19 protein-coding genes are annotated in these 23,317 nt (G+C 45.8%); 11 read left to right on the forward strand and 8 right to left on the reverse strand.

From position 1 onward, the window contains the following. Nucleotides 1-2: 2 nt before the first annotated feature. Nucleotides 3-1,682, reverse strand: coding sequence for a spore germination protein (locus NSQ68_RS03155; RefSeq protein WP_342427941.1), 1,680 nt, complete (start codon nt 1,680-1,682; stop codon nt 3-5). A 406-nt stretch (nt 1,683-2,088) separates the two neighbouring features. Here NSQ68_RS03155 and nirB point away from each other — a divergent pair, with 406 nt between their 5' ends. Further along, entirely contained in the window at nt 2,089-4,518 is a 2,430-nt protein-coding gene (gene nirB, locus NSQ68_RS03160) for a nitrite reductase large subunit NirB (RefSeq protein WP_342427942.1), read from the forward strand. 39 nt (nt 4,519-4,557) lie between these two features. Next, nucleotides 4,558-4,887, forward strand: a complete 330-nt coding sequence (gene nirD, locus NSQ68_RS03165; RefSeq protein ID WP_307352297.1) for a nitrite reductase small subunit NirD — start codon at nt 4,558-4,560, stop codon at nt 4,885-4,887. Between the two features lie 68 nt (nt 4,888-4,955). On the opposite strand, the gene NSQ68_RS03170 is transcribed toward nirD, so the two are convergent. The 3 genes from NSQ68_RS03170 to NSQ68_RS03180 all read right to left on the reverse strand — a co-directional run bounded on the left by NSQ68_RS03170 (nt 4,956) and on the right by NSQ68_RS03180 (nt 10,782). Next, nucleotides 4,956-6,266, reverse strand: coding sequence for an exosporium glycoprotein BclB-related protein (locus tag NSQ68_RS03170; protein WP_342427943.1), 1,311 nt, complete (start codon nt 6,264-6,266; stop codon nt 4,956-4,958). 235 nt (nt 6,267-6,501) lie between these two features. Beyond that, the gene (locus NSQ68_RS03175; protein ID WP_342427944.1) at nt 6,502-10,392 is read right to left on the reverse strand and encodes an immunoglobulin-like domain-containing protein; all 3,891 of its coding nucleotides are present in this window, start codon (nt 10,390-10,392) and stop codon (nt 6,502-6,504) included. Nucleotides 10,393-10,440: 48 nt separating this feature from the next. Beyond that, a complete protein-coding gene (locus NSQ68_RS03180; RefSeq protein WP_342427945.1) occupies nt 10,441-10,782 on the reverse strand; it encodes a tail fiber protein in 342 nt (113 codons plus the stop codon). Between the two features lie 238 nt (nt 10,783-11,020). Here NSQ68_RS03180 and NSQ68_RS03185 point away from each other — a divergent pair, with 238 nt between their 5' ends. The 3 genes from NSQ68_RS03185 to NSQ68_RS03195 are packed head-to-tail and all read left to right on the forward strand — an operon-like array spanning nt 11,021 to nt 15,037. Then, nucleotides 11,021-12,721, forward strand: a complete 1,701-nt coding sequence (locus tag NSQ68_RS03185; RefSeq protein ID WP_342427946.1) for a spore germination protein — start codon at nt 11,021-11,023, stop codon at nt 12,719-12,721. Between the two features lie 25 nt (nt 12,722-12,746). Beyond that, complete coding sequence (locus NSQ68_RS03190; protein ID WP_342427947.1) at nt 12,747-13,841, forward strand: GerAB/ArcD/ProY family transporter; 1,095 nt, start codon at nt 12,747-12,749, stop codon at nt 13,839-13,841. Continuing rightward, entirely contained in the window at nt 13,838-15,037 is a 1,200-nt protein-coding gene (locus tag NSQ68_RS03195) for a Ger(x)C family spore germination protein (protein WP_342427948.1), read from the forward strand. The genes NSQ68_RS03190 and NSQ68_RS03195 overlap by 4 nt, the downstream gene beginning before the upstream one ends. 72 nt (nt 15,038-15,109) lie before the next feature. On the opposite strand, the gene NSQ68_RS03200 is transcribed toward NSQ68_RS03195, so the two are convergent. Further along, a complete protein-coding gene (locus tag NSQ68_RS03200) occupies nt 15,110-15,655 on the reverse strand; it encodes a PadR family transcriptional regulator (protein WP_342427949.1) in 546 nt (181 codons plus the stop codon). Between the two features lie 167 nt (nt 15,656-15,822). On the opposite strand from NSQ68_RS03200, the gene NSQ68_RS03205 reads away from it, so the two are divergent. Continuing rightward, nucleotides 15,823-16,314 (forward strand): phenolic acid decarboxylase, encoded by a 492-nt coding sequence (locus NSQ68_RS03205; protein WP_061831258.1) that lies wholly within the window; start codon nt 15,823-15,825, stop codon nt 16,312-16,314. Between the two features lie 104 nt (nt 16,315-16,418). Here NSQ68_RS03205 and NSQ68_RS03210 read toward each other — a convergent pair whose 3' ends face one another. The 3 genes from NSQ68_RS03210 to NSQ68_RS03220 all read right to left on the reverse strand — a co-directional run bounded on the left by NSQ68_RS03210 (nt 16,419) and on the right by NSQ68_RS03220 (nt 19,061). Further along, complete coding sequence (locus tag NSQ68_RS03210; protein ID WP_342427950.1) at nt 16,419-16,865, reverse strand: hypothetical protein; 447 nt, start codon at nt 16,863-16,865, stop codon at nt 16,419-16,421. Between the two features lie 270 nt (nt 16,866-17,135). Next, on the reverse strand, nt 17,136-17,525 hold the full coding sequence (locus NSQ68_RS03215) for a winged helix-turn-helix transcriptional regulator (RefSeq protein WP_023986908.1): 390 nt from the start codon (nt 17,523-17,525) through the stop codon (nt 17,136-17,138). Between the two features lie 192 nt (nt 17,526-17,717). Then, nucleotides 17,718-19,061, reverse strand: a complete 1,344-nt coding sequence (locus NSQ68_RS03220) for a glycoside hydrolase family 30 protein (protein ID WP_342427951.1) — start codon at nt 19,059-19,061, stop codon at nt 17,718-17,720. 212 nt (nt 19,062-19,273) lie between these two features. Between NSQ68_RS03220 and NSQ68_RS03225 the strand changes: the two genes are divergently transcribed. The 5 genes from NSQ68_RS03225 (at nt 19,274) to psiE (ending at nt 23,277) form a co-directional block, all read left to right on the forward strand. Next, nucleotides 19,274-19,954: a response regulator transcription factor gene (locus NSQ68_RS03225; RefSeq protein ID WP_029515868.1), complete on the forward strand. Its 681-nt coding sequence runs from the start codon at nt 19,274-19,276 to the stop codon at nt 19,952-19,954. After that, nucleotides 19,951-21,720: a HAMP domain-containing sensor histidine kinase gene (locus tag NSQ68_RS03230; protein ID WP_342427952.1), complete on the forward strand. Its 1,770-nt coding sequence runs from the start codon at nt 19,951-19,953 to the stop codon at nt 21,718-21,720. Before NSQ68_RS03225 ends, NSQ68_RS03230 begins: the two co-directional genes overlap by 4 nt. Nucleotides 21,721-21,743: 23 nt before the next feature. Further along, a complete protein-coding gene (pssA, locus tag NSQ68_RS03235; RefSeq protein WP_025677988.1) occupies nt 21,744-22,253 on the forward strand; it encodes a CDP-diacylglycerol--serine O-phosphatidyltransferase in 510 nt (169 codons plus the stop codon). Between the two features lie 22 nt (nt 22,254-22,275). After that, a complete protein-coding gene (locus NSQ68_RS03240; protein ID WP_307352334.1) occupies nt 22,276-22,770 on the forward strand; it encodes a DedA family protein in 495 nt (164 codons plus the stop codon). Nucleotides 22,771-22,860: 90 nt separating this feature from the next. Then, a complete protein-coding gene (psiE, locus tag NSQ68_RS03245; RefSeq protein WP_029515864.1) occupies nt 22,861-23,277 on the forward strand; it encodes a phosphate-starvation-inducible protein PsiE in 417 nt (138 codons plus the stop codon). Nucleotides 23,278-23,317: the final 40 nt, after the last annotated feature.

Consider the following 23,317-nt stretch of genomic DNA (forward strand, 5'->3'; position numbering starts at 1 on the left):
CGTCATGGTCTACGTTTGCGTTGCTGCGTTTTCATCATAACAGGTCTTCGTTTCATCAGAGATATAGGAGCCCGGATGTACATATCCTTCCAATCGCTTGGTCGCATGGGAGAAAAGGGAGTTACATACGGTACGCCAAAGCTTTTCAACTTCGTCAGATGGATACAAATTAACAGAAAGAACAATATGGTTCCGAGCATGCCCAGGAGTGCTGCGAAGAGCATGCCAACAAAACGCAAAAGACGCAAGGTAATGCCCGCACTGTATGTCGGTATCGAAAACGAAGAAATGGCAGTAACCGCAACCACAATCACCAGGAAGGGGCTAACAATGCCCGCATTTACAGCAGCGTCGCCGATGACCAAGCCTCCTACAATGCCCATCGCAGGACCAATGGGTTTGGGCAATCGGATACCGGCTTCCCGCAGAATTTCGATCGAAATTTCCAGAATCATGACTTCAATGACGGAAGGGAAAGGGACGCCTTGACGGGTCTGGATGATGCTAATGACCAGCTTGGTCGGAATCAAACCGGGATGAAACGAAATAAAAGAGATATATAAAGCAGGACCCATCAGCGCTATGAAAGCTCCAAAAAATCGCAGCAAACGTAAAAGTGAACCTGGAATCCAGCGTTCATAATAATCCTCGGGAGATTGAAGCAGCATACTGAAGGTCACCGGGACAATAAGTGCAAAGGGAGTCCCGTCCAGAAGAATGGCTATTCTTCCTTCCAGTAATGCATTAATGACACGGTCGGGTCGCTCTGTGTTGTGAACCTGCTGGAACGGACTTAAATAATTGTCTTCAATGAGTTGCTCCACATAACCGGATTCAGCCAAAAAATCCATGTCTATTTTTGATATTCTGCGCTTTACTTCTTCAAGAAGATCCGGATTCACAATATCCTTGATGTACGCGACAACCAGATCCTTTTTGATTCGGCTTCCAACCTGGAATTTCTTTATTTCCAGATTTTTATTTAAGCCCTGGCGTCGAAGCATCGAAGTATTTTCACTTAATACTTCCGTAAAACCGATTCTAGGACCCCGAAGTAATGCTTCAGAGGTTGGTTCATTGACGGAGCGAATAGCGCCATTAGGCGAGCCCACTAGTAGTGCTTCCTTCATTCCTTCAATTAATAAGGCGGTATGACCTAAAAGGATGAACTCGTACAGTTCCTCCATACTGGTAACTTCACTAATTTGCGTAAGTGGCATCAAGCTATCTTTTATAAAAGAGATACTTATACTTTCCGGTTGTTCCTGTTGGTCCTGCTGGCCCTCAAACATCAAGACCTCCAATACCTGATTGCTCATAAGCTTTTCATCCTGCATACCTTCTATGAAGACTAATACGGACCGAGCATGAAATTTCTTCAACATAAACTCACGAAAATGCACATCACTATTTCCGCCTATAGACTCTCGGATCGAATTTAAATCGGAATCGTAATTCCCTGTAATTTTAGAGCATGGTTTATTCTGTTGATCAATGTGCCCTTCGTTATTTTCATCGGAGAGCGGCCGACCGGAAGAATGTTTGGATTTCGCTCCCTTACTACCGACAAACGAATAAATTGAGGTGTTTATATAATAAATCCCTAAAGGAATAATCAACGCGAGGCCTGCTTGAAAGAGTGTACTCCAGCTCGGAATATAAGAAATTATTTTAGACCACAAGATGACCACCTCCAAACGATTCAATTCTAAGATACAAGTTGTCCCTAAAGTATTCCTTATAAAGGTTGTATTTACACATGAACTGGAAAGATTCGTTCGATGATCAGAGCAAATGATCATCAACTACACTATTTTTAAATCCAATCATTACGGCAGATCTCACACGAAACACTTCTGTTTTTGTTTTAGAGCTATCTAGCACTGAGAGTCAGCGTCGAGAATGGTGCAATATCCCTTGAAACAGATTAGGGAAATCCCTAAACATTCTTAATGTGAACCACATTGTGATTATAATCACATATAGCTCTATCTGCTGTATTAAAATAGAAACATAAGCAGTATTCATAGGAACGTAGGAGATGTCATCGGATAGGAAGCATTGTCGAATGAATGGAGGAACCGGTATATGATAAACAGTAAACAGAAACTTGTGGTTATAGGGAACGGGATGGCTGGTATCAATACGGTCGAACAAATTTTAAAACTAACGGATAAATATGAAATTACGGTCCTGGGAAATGAGCCGCATCCGAACTATAACAGGATTATGCTCTCTTATGTGTTGGAAGGTAGTAAAACGATTGATGATATCATACTGAACGATTTGCAATGGTATGCGGATCAAGGGATTACCTTATATACAGGAAAAATGGTGAAAAGCATTGACGGCGAGAGCAAGAAGATTCACACCGAAGACGGACTGGAAATTGATTACGATGTAGCTCTGGTAGCTACGGGCTCTCAATCATTTATTCTGCCTATTCCGGGCAAAGAATTACCGGGTGTCGTCGGTTTCCGAGATATCGCCGATTGCTCGGCAATGCTTGAGGCGGCGAAGACCTATAAAAAGGCAGCTGTCATTGGTGGAGGTCTATTGGGGCTGGAAGCAGCTAAAGGCTTAGTCAACCTGGGAATGGATGTTACGGTCGTTCATTTAATGGAGGATTTGATGGAACGTCAGCTGGATCGGGAAGCCTCTGCGATGCTAAAAGCAGAACTAGAACGCCAGGGAATCAAGTTTGCTATGCAAATGCAAACTGCGGAGGTGTACGGTCAAGATCGGGTACAAGGACTGCGGTTTTCAGACGGAAGCGAGCTGGAAGCGGATTTGGTCGTTATGGCCGTCGGGATCAAGCCTAATATTCAGGTAGCTGTGCAAAGTGGTATGGAAACGAATCGTGGTATTGTAGTCGATGATTTGATGAGAACCTCTGTGCCGGATGTATATGCTGTAGGGGAATGTGCTGAACACCGCGGAACTTGTTACGGCTTAGTAGCTCCGCTGTTTGAACAGGGGAGTGTAATTGCCAAACATTTGGCAGGTGCGGATACTGAAGGTTATATGGGATCGGTGGTTTCCACCAAGCTCAAAATTTCAGGGGTGGATGTTTTCTCAGCTGGCGAATTCATAACCCAGCCTGAACATACGGTGATTGTTGCAAAGGATGAGTGGAAGCGCACCTACAAAAAAGTGCTGCTTCGTGAAAATAAGATTGTTGGAACTGTACTGTTTGGCGATGTGAGCGAATCTGCTAGTCTGCAAAAATATGTGCGTCAGCAAACATTGATGACAGATGAAATATATGGACAGCTCATGGGTACTGGATGCAGCAATCACGGGTCGAAAACATCATCCGCTGAAACGATGTCCGATGATGAAATTGTGTGTGGCTGTAACGGTGTAACTAAAAAGGCCATTGTTGATGCAATTAATGACAATGGATTGACTACAGTCGATGAAATTAAAGCATGTACCGGAGCAACTCGTTCTTGTGGAGGATGTAAGCCGGTCGTGGAGCAGATTCTACAATATGTTCTTGGAGACAGCTTCAAGACGTCGGCCAAGCAAGGAATATGTAGCTGCACAACATTGAGCCGGGACGAGATTGTAGAAGCGATCAAAACCAAAGGGCTGACAACAACGCGTGAAGTTATGAATGTACTGGGTTGGCACAATGATGAAGGATGTTCCAAATGCCGGCCGGCGCTGAATTACTATCTGGGAATGATTAACCCGGATACCTATGAAAATGAGGGGGATTCCCGTTTTGTAAATGAGCGATTGCACGCGAACATTCAAAAGGATGGAACGTTTACAGTTGTTCCTAGAATGTACGGCGGTGTAACGACCCCAGAGGATTTGAAGAAGATAGCTGATGTTTCTCTTAAATACAACGTTAAGGTCGTTAAAGTAACAGGAGGGCAGCGGCTTGATTTGATCGGTGTCCGTAAAGAGGATCTGCCTAAAGTATGGGAAGAACTCGATATGCCGTCGGGATATGCCTACGCGAAGTCACTTCGTACGGTTAAAACCTGTGTTGGATCGCAATTTTGCCGGTTTGGCACACAGGACTCGATGGGAATGGGAGAAGTGTTGGAACGGAAATTCGAACGATTGGATTTCCCGGCAAAATTCAAATTAGCGGTTAATGGATGTCCACGCAACTGTGCAGAATCATGTACCAAAGATATCGGAATCGTAGGTAATGATGGAGGCTGGGAGATCTTTATCGGTGGTAATGGCGGTATTAAAGCACGGTTGGCTGATTCACTCTGTAAAGTGAAAACCGACGCCGAGCTGATTGATATTGTAGGCAGCGTAATGCAATTCTACCGGGAAACAGGACAATACCTGGAACGTACTTCGGAGTGGGTGGAACGGATCGGTCTGGAAGAGATTCAGAAAGCAGTCGTTCATGATACAGCTAATCGCCAAGCTTTAGTAGAACGTATCGAATTTGCACTGCAACAGGTCGAAGACCCTTGGAAAAAGATCATCAATGATGAGGATTCACGCAAAAATTTATTCGAGGTTGTCACCCCGTCTATTGTGTAATTGTATCTAAAATGCCTGAGGAAGGGAGCAATCAAGCAAATGATCAAAAATGCCGAATGGCTTGTCGTCGGTCACAGTAAGGATTTTCCGATCAGAATAGGACGTACCATCCACATCAAAGGTGCCGAAATTGCTGTTTTTCGCACTTCGGAGAATGAGCTTTATGCCGTTGAAAATATCAATCCTCATCCCAAAAGAGGTCCTCTTACAGAGGCGATAGTATCTGGTCATTATATCTATGATCCTTTATATGACTGGAAAATTGACCTGAAGACAGGCATCGTTCAAGAGCCTGATCACGGACAAGTTAAAACGTTCGCCGTTTGTGAAGAGGGAGAAGAAGTAAAAATATCGCTCGAAACGGTTTAGTTCATCTGATGGATACAAATAAAAAGGGCTCGACAGGAACAATCCTGTTGGGCCCTTTTCGACTTGGATCAGGTAATGGTAATGCCTGCACTTGCATAACCCACCACGGTGTTGAGGAGGGAGGCTCCTGTAGCTGTTGCTGAGAAGACCATAAGCAGACGGGTCTGGGCGGTTACGGGTATAGCCAATCCGGTAGTAATACCACTAGAGGTCGTTCCTAAGGCAACAATGTCAGTCAGTGGGGGAGTCAATATAACGGTAGCTCCGGGAATCGCTGTGAAGAAATTATTAGGTGTTGGGGAACTAAACAACTGGGCAGTAATGCTGACGGATGATGCTAAGAGGGTCAGAGCAGCCGTTGTACTGAAGTAACCAGCAATAGAGGTAATTACGCCATCCCGTGGTACGGAAAAAGCAAAGTTAATGAGCGGTCCTACAAGCGTACCTGTGAGGTCAATGGTATCGCCTACGAGGCCAATACCTGTAGCTGAGCTTCCGAAGCCGATCAAACTTGTGGTTCCTACCAAACCACCAAGGACGGTTGTCAGTGTAGCAGGTCCTCCGGAAGCAAACGGGATGATGGCTCCCGAGCCGGTGGCTCCGGTAATCCCTGTAACGCCCGTAACACCCGTGGCCCCAGCGGGTCCGACAGCGCCAACCGCGCCCGGTAGACCATCGGCCCCCGTAGCACCCGTAGCGCCGACAGGTCCGGCAGGGCCTTCCGGTCCAGCGGCTCCGATAGGCCCAGCGGCGCCCACAGGTCCAGCCGCTCCAACTGGCCCCGCAGGCCCGGCAGCTCCGATAGGTCCTGGAGGCCCTTGTGGTCCTGGCCCACCTGCTGGTCCAGGCGCACCGCCGGGTCCCACAGGTCCTGGAAGCCCATGAGGCCCATGAGGCCCTGGGGGTCCTTGTGCACCGGGCTCCCCTGACAAGTACGTTTCACCTAATACGTTGCTAACCATCGTTCCAGCGATTCTGATCGCGTTGATTAAGCTGTCTTTAAGAGCAGGATCGAGGGATTCTTGTAAAACGATAGACAATAGCGCATCCAGCAATTGTTGCAGTGCAGTACCTACGCCGATCGGCGAGAAAGGTGTAGCTTCTAACGCAACAATAGCAAGCTCCAGCGCAGCCAGTAAGTCTGCCTTAACCCCGCCTCGAAGTCTTAAGCTTTTCGCCAGAGACAACAGACGTCTTAAAACCTGTTGCAAGGAAGATACATTAGCCGCAGAAGGGTTTGCGAACACGATGGGGATAATCGCGGTCATTTCATTAATCAGCCTGAGAAGAGCTTCGATACTTCTATTTACTCTTGTTGGTTTACAGTCTTCATCTTTTTTTGATGCACCACTGAACCTGAACGGTTTTTTATGTTTCATGCTCAAATATCTCCTCCTGATCGTTCTTCCTACTGTAGAGGTGACAGGTGGTTCATCGCCCCGTTTCGCAGATACTCATAATATATTTTCTGAAGCGAAAAGGGTGAATAACCAAGCAAAAATGATTGTTGAAGGCTCGTACATAAAATACACATAAAAAATACGGCCCCCCGAAAAGCTTGGGAGGCCGCGTTGTATTGGCTATACTCATCTGATCTATGAAACTTGAAAAGTCTTATTTAAGCATGCGTACTAACAGTTCAGCCATCTCACCTCTGCTGATAGCCGCTTTTGGCTTGAGCGTTCCATCTGGATAACCGCTGATCCAGCCGGAGGATACTGCATTTTGGAATGCTGCGGAGGCCCATGCTGAAATCTGCTGCTCATCCTTGTAGGATTGCAGTGCAGTAGTGCTGGAAATGGACGTCTGATTCTGCATCGCGTGTGACAGGATCACCATCGCCTGCTCACGGGTAAGACTCTCATCAGGTCCGAAAGTTTGAGCGGTTAGCCCTTGAATCCATCCCTGACGGTGAGCAGAATCCACGGCTGATCCAGCCCAGTGTCCCTGCATATCTGTAAATGAGGTAGAAGGGCTCTTATCTCCAGCAGTTCCCAATGCTCTGGTCAGTATGGCTACAAATTCTGCACGGCTTACAGCGCGCTCAGGGCGTATGTTGCCGTCTTTATAGCCTTGTATCCAGCCTTTGTCTGCAAGAGATTGCAGGGACTTCGCTGCCCAATGGCCTTGTACATCCGGCCATACCTGAGCTAGTTCTTGCGAATCTGACGAATTGATTTGGTCGTTTTGCACACGGGTATGATCGGTTTGAGGCTTTTCATCTGTGGCGATGGCAAAGGTACCTAACCCGGTCGTATTCAGACTCACACCCGACAAAATCCCTTTTGCATCCATTACAGCAGTACCTTTTAGAATCTCACGCTCGCCATTCTCATGAATAACAAGAATGGAGAACTGGGGCTCTGCATTGTGTAACTCACCTAAGGATTCGTTATCCAGCGGTAGAATGATGGTCGATGTCCCTGTTACATTGGCTTTGATGTCTGTAACCGGACCCATCAGCGTCAGGCTGGATTGTTGCTCAGCCCAATCACGGATCTGCAGTGCACGTTGTACATCTACCTGCTGGAATGACAATGTAACGTCCTGCTGGCCTGAGGCCATGCTGGTTAAGATGTCACTGGATATCATCAGTGTTCCATATCGAGATATTACCGATGCACCAATCTTATCCCATTTATTCAGTAAAGAATGAGGAAGGAGAACACGACTCAGTTGCTTCTCCTGCTCCAAACGAATGTCTGCGTAAGCTTTGCCTTCACGAAGTGCTTGCTGTATCTGCTCATCCAGAAATGCCGGCGAAGGAACAAAGAGAGACAACTCTTTCCCTTGTTCGGAAAATCCGATCTGTGGCACGAAAGCAGATAGATCCTCATTCTTATCTTTGTTAGATTTGCCTGTATTCGCAATTACCTTGGCAGGAACGGTGACTTCTATGGCTTGCGTCAAAGCATGAGAACCATCACTTACCCTCATAACATCCAGCATGATAGTTACAACGGAAGGAGTATCTGCTTGAACAATAGTTCCGTCTGTACGCACGATGTCTGGCTGGCTACTGCTGCTGATGGTCACACGGAAACCATCAGGTACAACAGGCAACCTGAGCAGTGTATCACTTGTTGTAGGAGCTGCTATGCTTGTGATGGAATCGGCAACGCGCTGCGCGGTTAAGCCTTGCGGATACACTAGCCCTGACGGAGCGCTCTTCATGCCATTTACGTTCTGTAGCACATAGTAGCTGGCTCCTTCAGGAACGGGTGTAAATGTATATCTTCCCTCTCCGGAAGCGATTCCTTCCGCTATAAGCTCCTGCTGGGCATTATACAGTTCAAGCCGTGCGTTCGGTAAGGCGCCTGTAACGACCACAGAGGCTATATCCTCATTGCCTGCTGCGGCTGTAACAGCACGAGGCAGCACGTTTATATGGCGTTCTGCCGGCTCTGCCGTCCAACCCCCGTTGTCGCTATAAGCATAGTTCAATACATATACACCAGGTGCATTTGTATCAACATTCCCACTACCTGAAAGCTCAGGGAGCAGGATATTGCCGTATACACTGTCCAGTACGCTGGCTCCCGGATCAGTGAAGCTGTCGCCGGTTTCCAGAACAATTGGATTACTGCCGTTCAATCGTACGTAAGGTGTATTCGGCAATGCCTTCAGCACTATGATCGTGAATGTCCTTTGTACAGAAGCTGCACCTTTAGAAATAATGGCAATTAATTGTACATTCGCATCACCGTCTGTATATTTAGGCCGATTCACCTGACCGCTGTTGCTGAGGATATCTGGTTGATCCGAAGACCAGTCGATCTGGGTGTCAAATGCTCCTGTACGAGGCAGAGCGATAGAATCCTTAATCCCTTGCGGATAATCCAAATTCAGTGTGTTTGCTGCCAAATTTACGGCTTCATCAGCACTTACGGGCAGTGCGGGCACGAGCAGGCTGAATGTTTTTCGCAGCTCAACCCCGCCTCGTGACACAACTGCTTCCAGCGTGATCGTCTGATCACCCTGCACATAGCTCGGGAATGTTACATGCCCCGTATGATCCAGGAACTGGGGCTGAGTCGATGACCATGACACCTGAACACCATTCAAAGCGTCTTTTGGCAAATATACGTCTCCAGTTACTGTAGTCATTGGCAACTCAAGCGCCCTGTATGCTGCGTCAACGGCTTCTGTATCGCTCATGGGCAGACTGAGTACATGCGCAGTAAAATTCTTTGTTTTCGTTAAGCCTGCAAGTTGCAGGGTAGCCGTTAGGATAACGTCAGTATCTCCACTACTATAAGAGGGTCTGGTGAGTGTTCCATCTGCTGCAATAACAAGAGGTTTGGACGAGGACCATTCGATCTGCGTACCACCATAACCGGATAAAGGGAGAGATATATTTTCTGTCAGCGCAGACAAATTGCCAAGCGAGAGGGCGTCTGCTGCTTGATCCAATGTATCTTGTGCAGTTTTCTTCGGTACGGTAACTTCAAAAGTTTGAGTATCCGAGGTGCTTCCCTTCGCAATCGTAGCTGTCAGTTTTACTTTTCGGTCACCCAGATCGTACCGCGGGCGTGTGACAGCCCCCTCATTCGTAATGACGTCAGGAGTATCCGAACTCCAGCTCACCGTCGTATCATTCAACCCAGTGAGTGGCAGTGTCAGCTTTTGGGATACCGAATCCTCTGTATCTCCAGGAGAGAAGCCCAAAGTCAGGGCGGCTTTTGCCTGTGCAACTCTCTCGGCATCGGTAAGTATGGTCACTTTGACCTCTGAGGGTGTGCTCTCCCCCTTAGCATTCACGGCTTGAACCGTGTAGACTGCTTCACCTGGCGGCAATGCTGAAGTGTCTGTGAACTGGGTTAAGCTGCCTGTATAGAGCGTTACGCTATCTCGAATGACTTTATATGAGGTTGCATAAGGAACGGCATCCCAGCTTAATTCCACAGTACTTCCATTTTTAGTACCTGTAAAATGACCCGGGGCCTGTGGAATGGGCAATCGTTCCCCATAAGCTGCGAATTCCATGATGGAAGCCCATTGATTGTTTCTCGCATTTCCCTGATCAATATATAATCGCAAGTATCGTGTAGTTACAGGAGCAATGCTCTTTTCAATATTAGAGCTTCCATTATTCTGAACGGTATCAACAGTCACCCAATTACTTCCATTGTTGCTCGTCTGCAATCGGAAACTGTATGGATCACGTTGATCGTTCCACCCATAATGGACACCCATACCTGTAACAACGTATCGATCTACGATATACCAGTCTCTCAGATCTACCTGGATCCATTTTTCACCATTGCTGGCTTGATACCAGCGGCTTGTCGGTTCGATTGACCCATCCACAGTCTTGGAGGGATCATAGGGCTGGGTGTAACCGCTTGAGCTTGCTGGCTTGTGCAACACCACATTTTCCCAACCGGCAGCATGGGCTTCATTCGTCCCTATGAGCAGGAACGCACCGCCGATCAATGGCATGAGTGGAACCAACACACGGTAGGGTTTTAATTTATTGCGTGTGAAGTTATTGCCTTCGAGCACGCTATCACCTCTTCTTTATTAAATAGCACACTTATTGATGTATTCATATTATGGGCGGGACGGGTATGACCCCTCGGTAGCGATGTAGTAGTTTACATTTGGCAACGGGGAAGCTCCGCGCAAGTCAGGCAATGCAAATGTGTTCATTCCATCACCGCCAAAATTAGTGCCCAGCAGGCTGAACAATGCAGCATTCTGATTAATGCTCAAGAGCTGACCCTCGCATTTTAGCCAGCCCTGGGGAGCGAACATGTAAGGATACATCGTAATTTCCCCAATATAAGGCTCATAACCTGCATGTGCCTGTTTGGGACTGATCGCCGTTCCCCCTAACAAAATGACCGCTAACAAACTCAACACAGCGGCTTTCTTCCAAAAATGCTTCTTCATACCTACAACTCCTTTTTAGTTTCGAATAATGGCCCACGAATTCAACAAATTTGTGACATTAGTCATAGAATGAATAGATATTATCATGGAATTCGACTTTTGACACTACAGTTCATCTATCAAATTCACCTTTTTATTCCTTTTGTGAGCAAAGAAATTTATTCCATTGCCGATGCATCTTTTTTCTAATCCAGGTAAATCTATATACAAATCCTATGGAAGTGAAGGAGGAAAGAGTGTGTGGCAGGTCATCGGAACTCATATGCCCAAATGGAACGTATGGATGGAAGCTTTCTTTTTGTTCATCATCCCTTTGATTATTTTTCTGACGGTACGACAAATCAGAGCGATGGATGGTCGAGAGAGCAGACGTATGGAACGATTAAAGCTTTTAGAAGAAGAAGACCGTTCGCAGCATGCAGATCGTAATCCGTCTGTAAGTGAGGCTGAGAATGTAAAGGAGACCTTTACCGAAGATTATGAAGCCAATGTAGCAAAAATCAGACAAGCCGTCACGGATATGTCAGACGTGAACGAACGATCGATTTTTCTGGAAAAATTGAACGCTGTAGGCACACTTTTTTTTGTGGATGGATTAACGGACAAGGTTGGCATGGATCAGAACATACTAAAGCCACTGATGGATTGGGGCAGCTCCGGACAAGGCGGGGAGGAGCTTCCGAGAGGAAAAGAGCTTCGGGATATGTTTATTCGTCAGGTCATGCTGGTATCGGAAACAGAGTATACGTTAGAGGTGCAGTTCTCCTTGCAAAAGGTGCTGTTCGGTTCAGTCATACTCATGATTCAGGGCATACCGGGTGCTTTTGTGCTGGGTACACCCAAAGGGAGTACACGAGGGGTGGAAGACCCCATATCGGAATCGGTGCTGCGGGGACCGCGAGTCGGTTTTACCGAGACCCTCAGCGACAATACGGCAATGCTGCGCAGACATGGAGAAAGTACGGAGCTGGCCATGTCGTCCTTCAAAGTCGGCAAAAGAGTAGAAAAGCAGCTGATGGTGGTGTATTTCAGAGACATTGCCGACCCGGAGCTTGTAGATGAGGTGAAACGGCGGGTCAAAACCATTGATATGGATGAGGTGTTGGAGTCGGGCTATGTGGAGCAGCTTATTGAGGATAATTTTCTTAGTCCCTTTCTGCAAATTCAAAATACGGAGAGACCGGATCGGGTCATGGCTGCATTGCTGGAGGGACGTGTGGCGATTCTGCTGGACGGTACACCTTTTGCCCTCCTTATGCCTGTGACGTACGGGATGATGCTCCAGTCTCCCGAAGATTACTATGAACGATGGATACCGGGGTCGCTTATTCGATTTCTTCGTTTTATGGCAACTACGATATCTTTGTTCGCCCCAGCGCTCTATATCTCCTTTATCTCGTTTCATCCCGGACTGATTCCAACCAAGCTGGTCATTTCCATTATCAGTGCGAGACAGGGGGTTCCGTTTTCGACGCTGATTGAGGCCCTGATTATGGAAATTTCCATCGAAATTTTACGCGAGGCAGGACTACGGCTGCCCAAACCCATCGGTCCAGCGATGGGCATCGTCGGCGGTCTGATCATTGGACAGGCCGCTGTTGACGCCGGGATTGTAAGTCCGATTCTCGTTATTGTAGTAGCAGTCACGGCGATTTCTTCCTTTGCCTCCCCTGTATACAGCGCAGGAATATCTATGCGTATTCTTCGTTTTGGGGCCATGTTCACGGCGTCTATCTTCGGTTTGTATGGAGTGATCATGTTTTTCCTGATGCTGAGCATTCATATGGCTAAATTACACAGCTTCGGCGTGCCATATCTTAGTTTAACGGCTCCCCGTTCATTGAAGGACTGGAAAGATTACTTTTTGCGAGCACCGTTACAATTTATGAAAAATAGACCCATTTTATTGAAGCATAAAGACCCTAAGCGACAAGGATGAGTTCAACAACACAGGAGGGAGCAAGATGGCCCGTGGGAAAAAAACGGATAAAATTACAACGTTACAGACGACGACAATTGTGCTTTGCTTTATGCTGGCTGCCGGGTTGCTTACCCTTCCCAGAGTAGCCGTTGAAACTGCAAAAACACCGGATGTATGGATGTCTGTCATTTTAGCAGGGGCTGCCACTTTCCTGTTCGGATGGATTATAGTCAAACTAAGTTCGCGGTTCCCAGAAAGCACCTTTTACCAGTATGTTCAGCGGATAACAGGCAAAGTCATTGGCAAAGTGATTGGCATGTTGTTTGTGATCTATTTTATTTGTATAGCCGCATTCGAAATCCGATCTGTAGAGGAAGTAACGTCGTTCTTTTTGCTTGAAGGAACTCCGGCGTGGGCGATTTCAGCACCTTTTATGTGGCTCTCTCTGTATCTGTGCTTGGGAGGGGTAGGTACGTTGGGTAAAATATGCCAAGTTATATTCCCGATTACGGCATCTATCTTTTTGTTAATATGCTTGCTGAGTTTGAATATTTTCGAATTGAATAATTTGCGTCCTGTTTTGTCCGAGGGTGTGATGCCGGTGATTAAAACGCTCAAGACTACAACCCTGACCTTAACGGGGACAGAGTGCCTGCTGTTTATTCTTTGTCGAATGGAAAAGCCGGAGAAAGCAACCAAGGCAATCGGATTGGCAATTGGGATCTCGGTCGTTTTTTATACAGCTACGCTAATCTTATGCATTGGCGCCTTTTCGGTGGAAGGGGTTATGAGCAGAACCTGGCCCTTTTTAGATTTAGCCCGCAGCTTTGAAGTGGAGTATCTGTTATTGGAACGGTTCGAATCCCTATTGTTGTCCATCTGGATCATGCAAATTTTTGCTACATTCAGTATTGCTTTTTATTGCGCTTCGCTCGGAGTTTCTCAAATTTTGAATAGCTCTTATTCCAAGGTGCTGTTCATTCTGCTCCCATTCATCTATGTCCTGTCCCAAATTCCCAAAAATCTGAATGAGTTATTTTCTTTTGGAACGATCATCGGGAATGTAGCTTTCGTTTTAATTGCTCTGCTTCCACTGCCACTGCTGCTTATTTCTCGCTGGAGGAGGGTGCGGTCATGATGAGGGCCCGGTCAGGATTACTCGGAATGGCTGCGCTCTTGATATGTAGTACACTTTCAGGTTGCTGGAGCAGTTCTCCGGTGGAGGATCTAAATCTGGAGACAGGCATTGCTATGGATGTAGCGACAGAATCTTCACAAGAAGAGCAAATTAATCGGAAAGGAGGAGATTATCCCAAAAAGGAGTTAATTACAGGAACCTTTCAATTTATCATCCCAGAGGAAAGCGGCGGCTCCAACACCTCCTCTCCACAAGCTAAAAAGTTTTTTAATATTACGGAAACGGGGGATTCCGTTTTTGAAATGTTAAGAGAAATTTCATTACGGACTAATCGTCCTCCCATTGGGCAACATTTGAAAACCATTATTATCAGCTCTAGTCTGCTTCGCAAGATTCCGTTGTACGAGCTGCTGGACTTTTTTTTGGGGGATAATGACATTCGGCCCAGCGTACAATTGCTGATTAGTACAGACAAGGCGAGCAATGCGCTTCAGGAGAAAATTCCTGGTCAAATTCCTGCCTATATCTTAAAGGATATTTTCCAAAATCGTAAACGGAATGCCCGGTTGATAAAACCCGTGGCTTTGGTTAAAGTGGTTGGGCCCATGAAGGGTAAAAGAAGCTTTATATTGCCCAATGTCATTACGGCGGAGAATGAAATCAAGCTTGCAGGTGCGGGAATCATCAAGGGAAAGACGCAAACCTACGGTGGTTATCTGAATGAATCAGAGGTCGAAGGTCTCATGTGGATCAAAGGCGAGCTGGATGGAGGCGTGTTGAAAAGTAGCGATCCCCAGACCGGTAAAAATATAGCCTATGAGATCAAAGCGGTGAAAAGCAGGATCAAGGCCATCGTTCAGGGGGACGACATTTCCTTCCAAGTAAAAATGACCTCAGAGGGACGCGTTTCCGAGGTTTTTAACAAGAAAGAAAATTTGCGCAGCAATGATGTGCTCGGACAAGAAGAGAGTATCTTTCAGGAGAAAGTGAATTCATTAGCTGAACAAACCCTAGCTAAAATGCAAAAGCTGAAGGTTGATGTCGGAGGTTTCGGAGAAGTTTTGAGGATTCAGCATCCTAAAGTTTGGCGTAAGGTCAAAAAGGATTGGGATACCACTTTTAGCACCATTCCTGTACGGTTTAGCACAGATATCCATATTGAAGATTACGGCTCTTCGATTACGACGGCAGACTAGTTTGCACGTACTTATTTTAGAAAAACCTTCAATACCACGAATCTACGTGACGTTGAAGGTTTTTTAGGCTATTCATAACAGGGACAGTGTTTCTTCCAGCCACGTAATATAGCTTTCTTCCCGATTAATGGCACGGCTCAGCACCAGATAATGCCCGAATTGGTTAGAACCAGGGGATTGAAGGTTGTCGTCCAGCTGTTGGAGGGATGTTTTACTTTCGTATAGGTATTCCAGCTTTTCTTTACGTTTGGCAATCTGGTCCTCGAACAATCGCTTGTTCTCTTCCTTGGGAATGGCTGCTGAGAAATACAGCATAAGCATAAACTCATCCTTTTCCGTTTCCGGTAAATCCTTGGGGCTTAGCAGCCATTCGGTCAGTTCTTGGGTTCCTTTGGGGGTAATGCAGTACAACTTTTTTTCCAGCTTGGCTCCTGTAATGGAGGTGCGATATTCAATGAGTCCCTCTTCAGTCAGCCTTTTTAACTCGGGATAAATCTGACTGTGTTTGGCGCTCCAAAATTGTCCGATTTCCTGCTTGAATTGGCTCGTAATATCGTAGCCGCTCATTTCCTCTTTGTGAACCAGGCCCAAAATGGCATATTTTAAAGTGCGTTTCAACGTAGCTCTCCTCGTAAAACGGTATTTGACACTAGTATACCACAGTGCTACAATTTATATGTAGTTAAAAACATGTTTATATTTACATGTTTTGAATTGAATATTTATTATCTTTGGTATCCTATTCAATTCATGAAAAATTATAATTTAGGAAAGAAGGATGCAAGATGGACAAGTTTATCGGCAGCCACATGATTTACACCTATGAGAATGGTTGGGAGTATGAAATATATATTAAAAATGAAGATACGATCGATTATCGCATTCATAGTGGTATGGTAGGTGGCCGCTGGGTACGTGATCAGAAGGTCAATCTGGCGAAACTGGTGGAAAACGTGTATAAAGTATCGTGGACCGAACCGACAGGCACTGATGTGTCTCTAAATTTTATGCCTGAGGAAAAACGTATGCACGGCATTATTTTCTTCCCTAAATGGGTTCACGAGCATCCGGAAATCACAGTGCGCTATCAGAACGATTTTATTCCGTTGATGGAGGAATCGCGTGAAAAGTATGAAACCTATCCGAAGTATGTAGTTCCTGAATTTGCAGATATTACATTCATCGAAAATGCGGGTGTGAACAACGAACAATTAATTTCCCAAGCACCTTACGCTGGAATGACAGACGATATTCGTGCAGGTAAACTGCAAGTGTAATTAACTCTGTGCTGAAAGTGTAAAAGCCTGGCCTGTGATAAACAGTCTCAGGCTTTTTTACGTTAACTGGGAAGTGGGTTGACAATGGAGTTGTGGACGATATTTTAGAATGAATAGTAGACCAGGCCATGCTCGATGAGATACGAACGACTAATCCGAGGGGGGAGGATGGTCGCTGATGGGGAGAGAATGTGCAGGTTCGCATGGGTAGTCAGATCGGATAAGGCAGATAGAGCCAGCACTGTTTTATCAGGCCCCCAGTGATCAGCGTGGTGCTGAATATATTGTTCTGCCTCGGTTAAGGACAGACCCTTGAGCGAGGTAAACACGGAAGCCCAACGGACGAGGTCAAAGGCGCCTTTAATTTTAGGTAGCTCATATTCTGCCAGACCTTGAGCGTTGTTACACGACATAGTAAGCAAGCCACAGCAATGGTGTTGATAAGGTTTTGAGTCAGGAAATTGACGATAATCGTATTGAATCATTTCCATGGAACCAATGCATAATTGGGTCGCTTGGGACGTTGTGGGCTGGGCAAGCGTCATGCTCATGCTAGAAAGGCCTCCTTCTCGGATTCACTGTAGATAGGGATGGAAGAATCATACGTCACAGAGGATGTAATGTAAATCACGAATACAAGTGTAAAATGAGGATATGTAGCGGAAAACGAGCTTTAATGCCAATGGAAACGGATACTTGCATCCATTTCTTTTATTATCTTGGGGAATGTCTTTATATCACAAAAAAAAACCCCAGATCTCCCCAGGGTCGTCTATACGAGAAACATAGTTTAGCATTTCGCAAAATGCTTGTTTTGCTGGTCACACGGGTGTGACGTCCTGAATCGCCTCTTCTTCTTTCCAAATCACGTTCTCGCGATAGTTTGATCCCCAATCGTACATTGCTCTCAGTACTGGAATCAGGCTTTCGCCATGCTCTGTCAGTGAATATTCGACATGCGGAGGGACGACAGGATAGACTTTACGCAGAATGAGCTTATCTTCTTCCAGCTCGCGCAGCTGGTTAGTCAGCATTTTTTGCGTAATATGGGGAATCAGCTTCTTCAATTCACCAAACCGCTTGGTGCCTTCCATCCCGAGATGCCACAAAATAATCAGCTTCCATTTTCCACCGATGACCGCGAGAGTCAATTCCTTATCACAATTTATCAGCTTCAAATCAATCCGGTCTTTTACAGTAGTGATATTCATCGACCTCCTGTCCGTAGTTATTCCAAGTATACTATTTATAGTTACTATACGCAAAAGGACATACATCCATTTTGGAAACTATGCATACGTATGGATACGGTTCGACTGGACAGTGAAGCATGATGATTACGCAGGACCGGAAAACAGGACTGTAACATTCCTATATAGGCATAATTCCAGAAAACTGCGGCGTTAAGAAGGAATCACGATAGTATTAAAGGACTCTGGCTCCAGCTCCAAGCGGTGTGTTGTTTTTCCGAGAGACAGATTCAGCACACGCGTTTCCTTGAACGGATTTGCGATAACTACCACCCTTTGCCCGTCTGTATTTTGAAAAGCAACTGCATCTCCAGTCCATGAACCACGAAGTCCGATGCGTCGGGCACCTGGTAATACAAAATGAGAAAAATGCTTCATGACATAATACTCTGGATTCAGGATAGGTTTTCGATCTGCTGGATCAACGGTAATCATCGAATTTTGCTCCCAGCCCCATGTGCTCTTGCCTTTCGGTTCCAAAACCATATTCCAGTAAATATAAGCATTCACACCATTGGTGAAGTAGTGCTGGTACAGATTATATACATATTTGGCGTAATCCCATGAGTTCTCTCCGTTACCGCATTCATTTTCGGTTTGCATGTAACGAAGCTCAGGATAACTGGCAACGGTGCGCTGAATGGCATTTTTGCCTGCCCACTGGTAGCCTACGCCTTTAATATATTTGTAGGCCTCGGGGTCACTCAACACGGTATGGGCATACTCATCAAATCCGGTCGAAGTCTTTTTCATTAATTCCTCCCACGGATCGGGTGCGTTAATGGTGCCTAGCCAAATTTCCGTATCCAGTCCGTGTTCCTCAAAAGCAGGACCCAAATAGTCGCGAATAAATTCACGCAGTTGCTCTCCGGTCCATACACAAGAAGGAAACTTCTGATCGGCAATGACTTCATTTTGAACATGAATCTGATGGATCGTAATACCTGCCTCGCGATAAGCCTGAACAAATTTGGCAAAGTACAATGCATACGCTTTCAAAATATCCTTTTCCCAGCGCAGCGTGCCGTAATTGTAGGCTTTCGGTGATTTCATCCATGTCGGCGGGCTCCAGGGTGAAGCGAACAACTTTAAGTCCGGATTGAGTTGTAACGCTTCTCGAATAAAAGGAATGAGATACTGCTGATCGCGCTCGATGGAAAAATGCTTCATCTCCACGTCACCGTCTGTTTCATTGTGGCTGTACCACTCCAGCGCGTAGTCACTCGCTCCAATAGGAAGTCGGCATATCGTGAATTTGTGCTCGCCCTCTGGGTGAAAGAGAGAATGAAGCACCCGATCGCGGTCGTCCTTTTCCAAATGATTCAGGGCCACATAACCTAATTCATTAAAACAGCCGCCGAAACCTTCTACAAGCTGATATGTTTCTCCCGTAAGGATTAGGTTGGCACTCTCTTGGGTATCGGTCAAATGATGAGCTTGGGATTGCCAAGCTTTAGCTTTGGAAGTGGAAAACCACTGAATGGTTTGATTGCTCATGTGTACCCCTCCTGTTCAGGCTTTTTGTATCTCAGCTTATTATAGGGTAGGATCTTAGGGGAAGAGATGGTCTGAGCCACGACAAATTTGCCCTAATCCAAGGTTGAATTTGCGGATGGGAAGTTTCTGTAGATAAGAAGTGGTGAGAACACATAAAGTACACATGTCTTTGATATACTGGTGTCCTAGAATGACCGAAAGAGGGAAGTCGATTGAAGAAAAGAGTTCTTCTCGTCGAGGATGAAATACGTATTCGTGAAGTGATTGCGGATTATTTTAAACAAAATAATTGGGAAGTCTATGAAGCAGGCAATGGAAAAGATGCACTTATCTGGTTTGATTCAGTGCAGCCGGACCTGATTATACTCGATATTATGATGCCGGAACTGGATGGTTGGGAGGTGTGCCGCCAGGTGCGTAGCCGCTCAGGTGTGCCGATCATTTTGTTGACAGCCAAATCCGGTGATGATGATAAAATATTAGGCTTTGAACTGGGAGCCGATGATTACGTGACCAAACCATTCAGCCCCAAGGTGCTGATTGCTCGTGCGAACGCGCTGATGAAACGGGTGGAAGGACATGTGCAGCCAGAGTCGCATATCTTGCGGTTCGGTAGTGCCATTCTCAACACGATGGCTCATCGGCTTGAGGTGGATCAGGCGGAAGTCGAGCTGACACCCAAGGAGTATGAGCTGCTGCGGCTGCTTATACATAATAAAGGCATCGTTATTTCACGTGATGCGATACTGAACCGAGTATGGGGCATCGATTTTGAAGGAGATACACGAGTTGTCGATACGCATATCAAAAAGCTGAGAAGTAAGCTGGGCCGTGAATCACGGCATATCCGCACTATTTTTGGTACTGGCTACAGGTTTGAGGAGGAAGAATGAACAAACGGGGAGTTACCTTTAAGTTGTTCATTATGACGGTTGTGTTTTTCCTGTGTTTTTACGGTATGGTGATTTTAAGTCAATTGTTGTTTTTTGAAAATTTTTATCAGAAACAAAAGATTGGGCGTGTGGAAAGTCGTTTGCAAAGCTTCGGTCAAAGTTATGTCCAGGAGGCTTGGGGACCGGGCAGGGTTTCGCGTGAGGCAGCTCGTTTTATGCTTCAGAATAAAAACCAGTTGGCGATTGTAACGCTGGACGGCAAAGTAAAGCTGGATGATGCGTTTCATATCAATGTCAGAAAAGCAGATGGTAAAATCGTTAAAATATCGCTGTCTCTGTTTATGAGTGAGTACGGAGATGAACTGAGAGCTGCCCGGATTCAGCCTGGCGATACGGTAACGGTTAAAGGTGAGGGTTTGGGAACGGACGGTATTTCTTCCGCCAATTTAATTTATCCAACCGGCATACAGAAGCTTGGTTTCAAAAGTATAGGATCAACTTCGGAAGAGGCAAGCACAGAGGGCAGTGTAAGGTTTTCCGGTACGGTGACAGAGATTGTACTGCCGGATCTGAAAACATGGAGCCAGCGACAAGGCTTACTGTTTAGTGCGCTGGAGGAATGGTTTCCTTTATCACAGTCGCATCTGGAGAAACTTAAGAATTTCGAAGTGTTGGAGGAAGAATGGACGGAACCATGGACAGGGGTACGCAATGCAGTCATCGTTCATCCTGTTCGTCAGGACACAGGCGAGATTGACCTCCTGTTCACAGTGACATCGTTACAGGAAATTAGTGAGACGAATGAAGCTCTGCGTTGGTTTTATCTGTACCTAGGGATCGGAGGATTTGCACTCATTCTGATTTTGTCCCTGTTCTATTCCCGAATGGTAACCCGTCCGCTCATTGCTTTGAATAATACCGCCAAGCGGATGGCTAAGCTCGATTTTACAGCCCATACACCAATCCGGCAGAATGATGAACTGGGCAGCTTGTCCTACAGCATGTATACCCTGTCCCAGAACCTGGACACCGCTTTGCGCGAGCTTCAGGAGGCCAATCAGCAATTAGTGGAGGATATGGAACAGAAGCAGAGGATGGAGGCTGTGCAACAAGACTTTTTTGCCAACGCTTCTCATGAACTGAAAACCCCGCTGAGTATCATTAAAGGCTTCGCAGAAGGATTACAAGATGGGGTTAGCGCGGGGAAGCAGGATCATTATATGAAAGTCATTGTAGAGGAAGCGGACAAAATGGAGCGATTGGTCAAAGATATGCTGGACCTCGCCAAATTGGAATCGGGTACTCTCAAGCTTCGCAAGACGACCTTTATCTTGAGTGAGCTGGTGGAGGAGGTCGTGGACAAGCTATTCCATTTGTTGAAGGAGAAAAAGCTGGAAGTAGTTATTATCCCCGCCAATGAGATGCCGATCCATGCCGATGCAGGATGGATGGAACAGGTGATTATCAACTTTGTTGTCAATGCCATACGACATGCTGAGGAAGGAAGCTCAATCACGATTCGTATCGAAGGTGCTGGGGAAATCAGTTCTTTTTCCATTGAAAATAAAGGTGAGACCATTCCTGATGATCAACTGGAGCAGATATGGGATCGCTTTTACCGGGCTGAGCTGTCCCGAAGCCGCCAGACAGGTGGGACAGGGCTCGGGCTGTCGATCGTCAAACGAATTTTGGATTTGCACGAATTCCGCTATAAGGTGGAGAATACCAAGGACGGCGTCCGTTTTGTTGTTATATTCGGAGGCTAAGCTATGGCAAAGGAGTTAAGAGTATGAAATGGAATTGGTTGCCCTCACTATGCACGATTGCAAACCTGGGGGCAGGGGTCTTATCCCTGTATTTCACGATTCATGAGCAATACATGACCGCCTTTATTCTCGTGGTGGTGGCTGCTTTGTGGGATGTATTAGACGGTTTGCTGGCAAGGCTGCTGCATTGTTCCAGTGATTTTGGCAAACAGCTCGATTCGCTGGCGGATGTTGTCTCATTTGGGGTTGCCCCTGCTTTCTTGATCTTGTTATACAAGCTGGGAGATACCCATTGGATAGGACCACTTGTGGCTGTTTTGTTTGTCATATGTGGTGCGGTAAGATTGGCAAGATTCAACCTAATGGCTTTTAGCAAAGGCTTTGTAGGTATGCCGATTACGGCGGCGGGAGTGATTTTGTCCTTTATGTTTTTATGGAGTGAGCATTTGAAGCCGGGGTTGTTGCTTGCGTTAATGGTAGTGCTGTCGTTCCTGATGGTTAGCCGTATTCCCTTCCCGTCCTTCAAAAAATAATCGGTCAGGAGGTGGCGCTCCTATGGAATGGGCCATCAGCATAATTACACAATACGGATATATCGCTATTTTTGCTCTTCTTGCTCTTGGGATTATCGGCTTACCGGTTCCAGATGAAATTATTATGGTGTTTGTCGGCTATTTATCTTCTATTATGGTACTGAATTATTCGGTGTCTATATTAGTCAGCTTCATCGGTGCAATGACAGGGATGATGATCAGCTACACGCTAGGCAAAAAGCTGGGTCAGCCCTTGGTGGATAAGCACGGCAAGTGGGTTGGATTGACACCGAAGCGATTTGCAAGAGTTAAGGGGTGGTTTGCGCGCTTTGGGTTGTGGACCATTTTGTTTGGTTATTTTATCCCAGGAGTCAGACATGCGACAAGCTATTTGTCGGGCATTAGTGCGATGCCTGTCCGAAAATATATGCTGGTGGCAAGCGCAGGTTCTCTGATATGGACGCTTATTTTTATCTCCATTGGTTATATTGCAGGGGCGAATATAAACTTTCATTAAGGTGACCCCAAAAGTAATGTAGCATTTTTCACGTATACCACCGATAATATAAATAAAGATGATATTGTACAACCAGTGAGGGGATCTGTATTGAATGCATTAATGAAGTATATTGAGAAGTTACCTGGTTTTCTGCAAATGATCTTAAATATCTCGCTATTTCTGGTCGGGCTGATTTTAAGCTTCTTACTTCTAAAAGAAACATGGTCCATTTTTTCTTATGTTTTTTTGTACACAGAGGCCGACAAAAATTACTATGAATTCACAGAAGAGTTGCTTGTATTCTTCTTGTATTTTGAATTCATAGCATTAATAGTTAAGTACTTTAAAACCAATTTTCATTTTCCATTACGTTATTTCATCTATATTGGGATTACGGCCGTCATCAGGCTCATTATTGTGGACCATGATGATGCTAAAAATACATTCTGGTGGTCCATTGCTATTCTAGTCATGGTAGGTTCTCTATTGATCGCTAACAGTAAATTGTTAAAAAGAGAAAGTTAATGCCGGGAAAGATTGCAAAGGGTGACAGTCAAGTGGGAGA

Origin of the sequence: Paenibacillus sp. FSL L8-0158 (genome assembly GCF_038592965.1) — a bacterium.
GTDB lineage: Bacteria > Bacillota > Bacilli > Paenibacillales > Paenibacillaceae > Paenibacillus > Paenibacillus polymyxa_D.

Bases quoted from the DNA above. Each gene is read 5' to 3' on its own strand.
- NSQ68_RS03195 (WP_342427948.1), top strand. From the start codon at position 13,838: ATGATGAGGGCCCGGTCAGGATTACTCGGAATGGCTGCGCTCTTGATA.
- NSQ68_RS03210 (WP_342427950.1), bottom strand. From the start codon at position 16,865: ATGAGCATGACGCTTGCCCAGCCCACAACGTCCCAAGCGACCCAATTA.
- NSQ68_RS03190 (WP_342427947.1), top strand. From the start codon at position 12,747: ATGGCCCGTGGGAAAAAAACGGATAAAATTACAACGTTACAGACGACG.
- NSQ68_RS03215 (WP_023986908.1), bottom strand. From the start codon at position 17,525: ATGAATATCACTACTGTAAAAGACCGGATTGATTTGAAGCTGATAAAT.
- nirB (WP_342427942.1), top strand. From the start codon at position 2,089: ATGATAAACAGTAAACAGAAACTTGTGGTTATAGGGAACGGGATGGCT.
- NSQ68_RS03170 (WP_342427943.1), bottom strand. From the start codon at position 6,266: ATGAAACATAAAAAACCGTTCAGGTTCAGTGGTGCATCAAAAAAAGAT.
- nirD (WP_307352297.1), top strand. From the start codon at position 4,558: ATGATCAAAAATGCCGAATGGCTTGTCGTCGGTCACAGTAAGGATTTT.
- NSQ68_RS03230 (WP_342427952.1), top strand. From the start codon at position 19,951: ATGAACAAACGGGGAGTTACCTTTAAGTTGTTCATTATGACGGTTGTG.
- NSQ68_RS03240 (WP_307352334.1), top strand. From the start codon at position 22,276: ATGGAATGGGCCATCAGCATAATTACACAATACGGATATATCGCTATT.
- NSQ68_RS03180 (WP_342427945.1), bottom strand. From the start codon at position 10,782: ATGAAGAAGCATTTTTGGAAGAAAGCCGCTGTGTTGAGTTTGTTAGCG.
- NSQ68_RS03205 (WP_061831258.1), top strand. From the start codon at position 15,823: ATGGACAAGTTTATCGGCAGCCACATGATTTACACCTATGAGAATGGT.
- NSQ68_RS03220 (WP_342427951.1), bottom strand. From the start codon at position 19,061: ATGAGCAATCAAACCATTCAGTGGTTTTCCACTTCCAAAGCTAAAGCT.
- pssA (WP_025677988.1), top strand. From the start codon at position 21,744: ATGAAATGGAATTGGTTGCCCTCACTATGCACGATTGCAAACCTGGGG.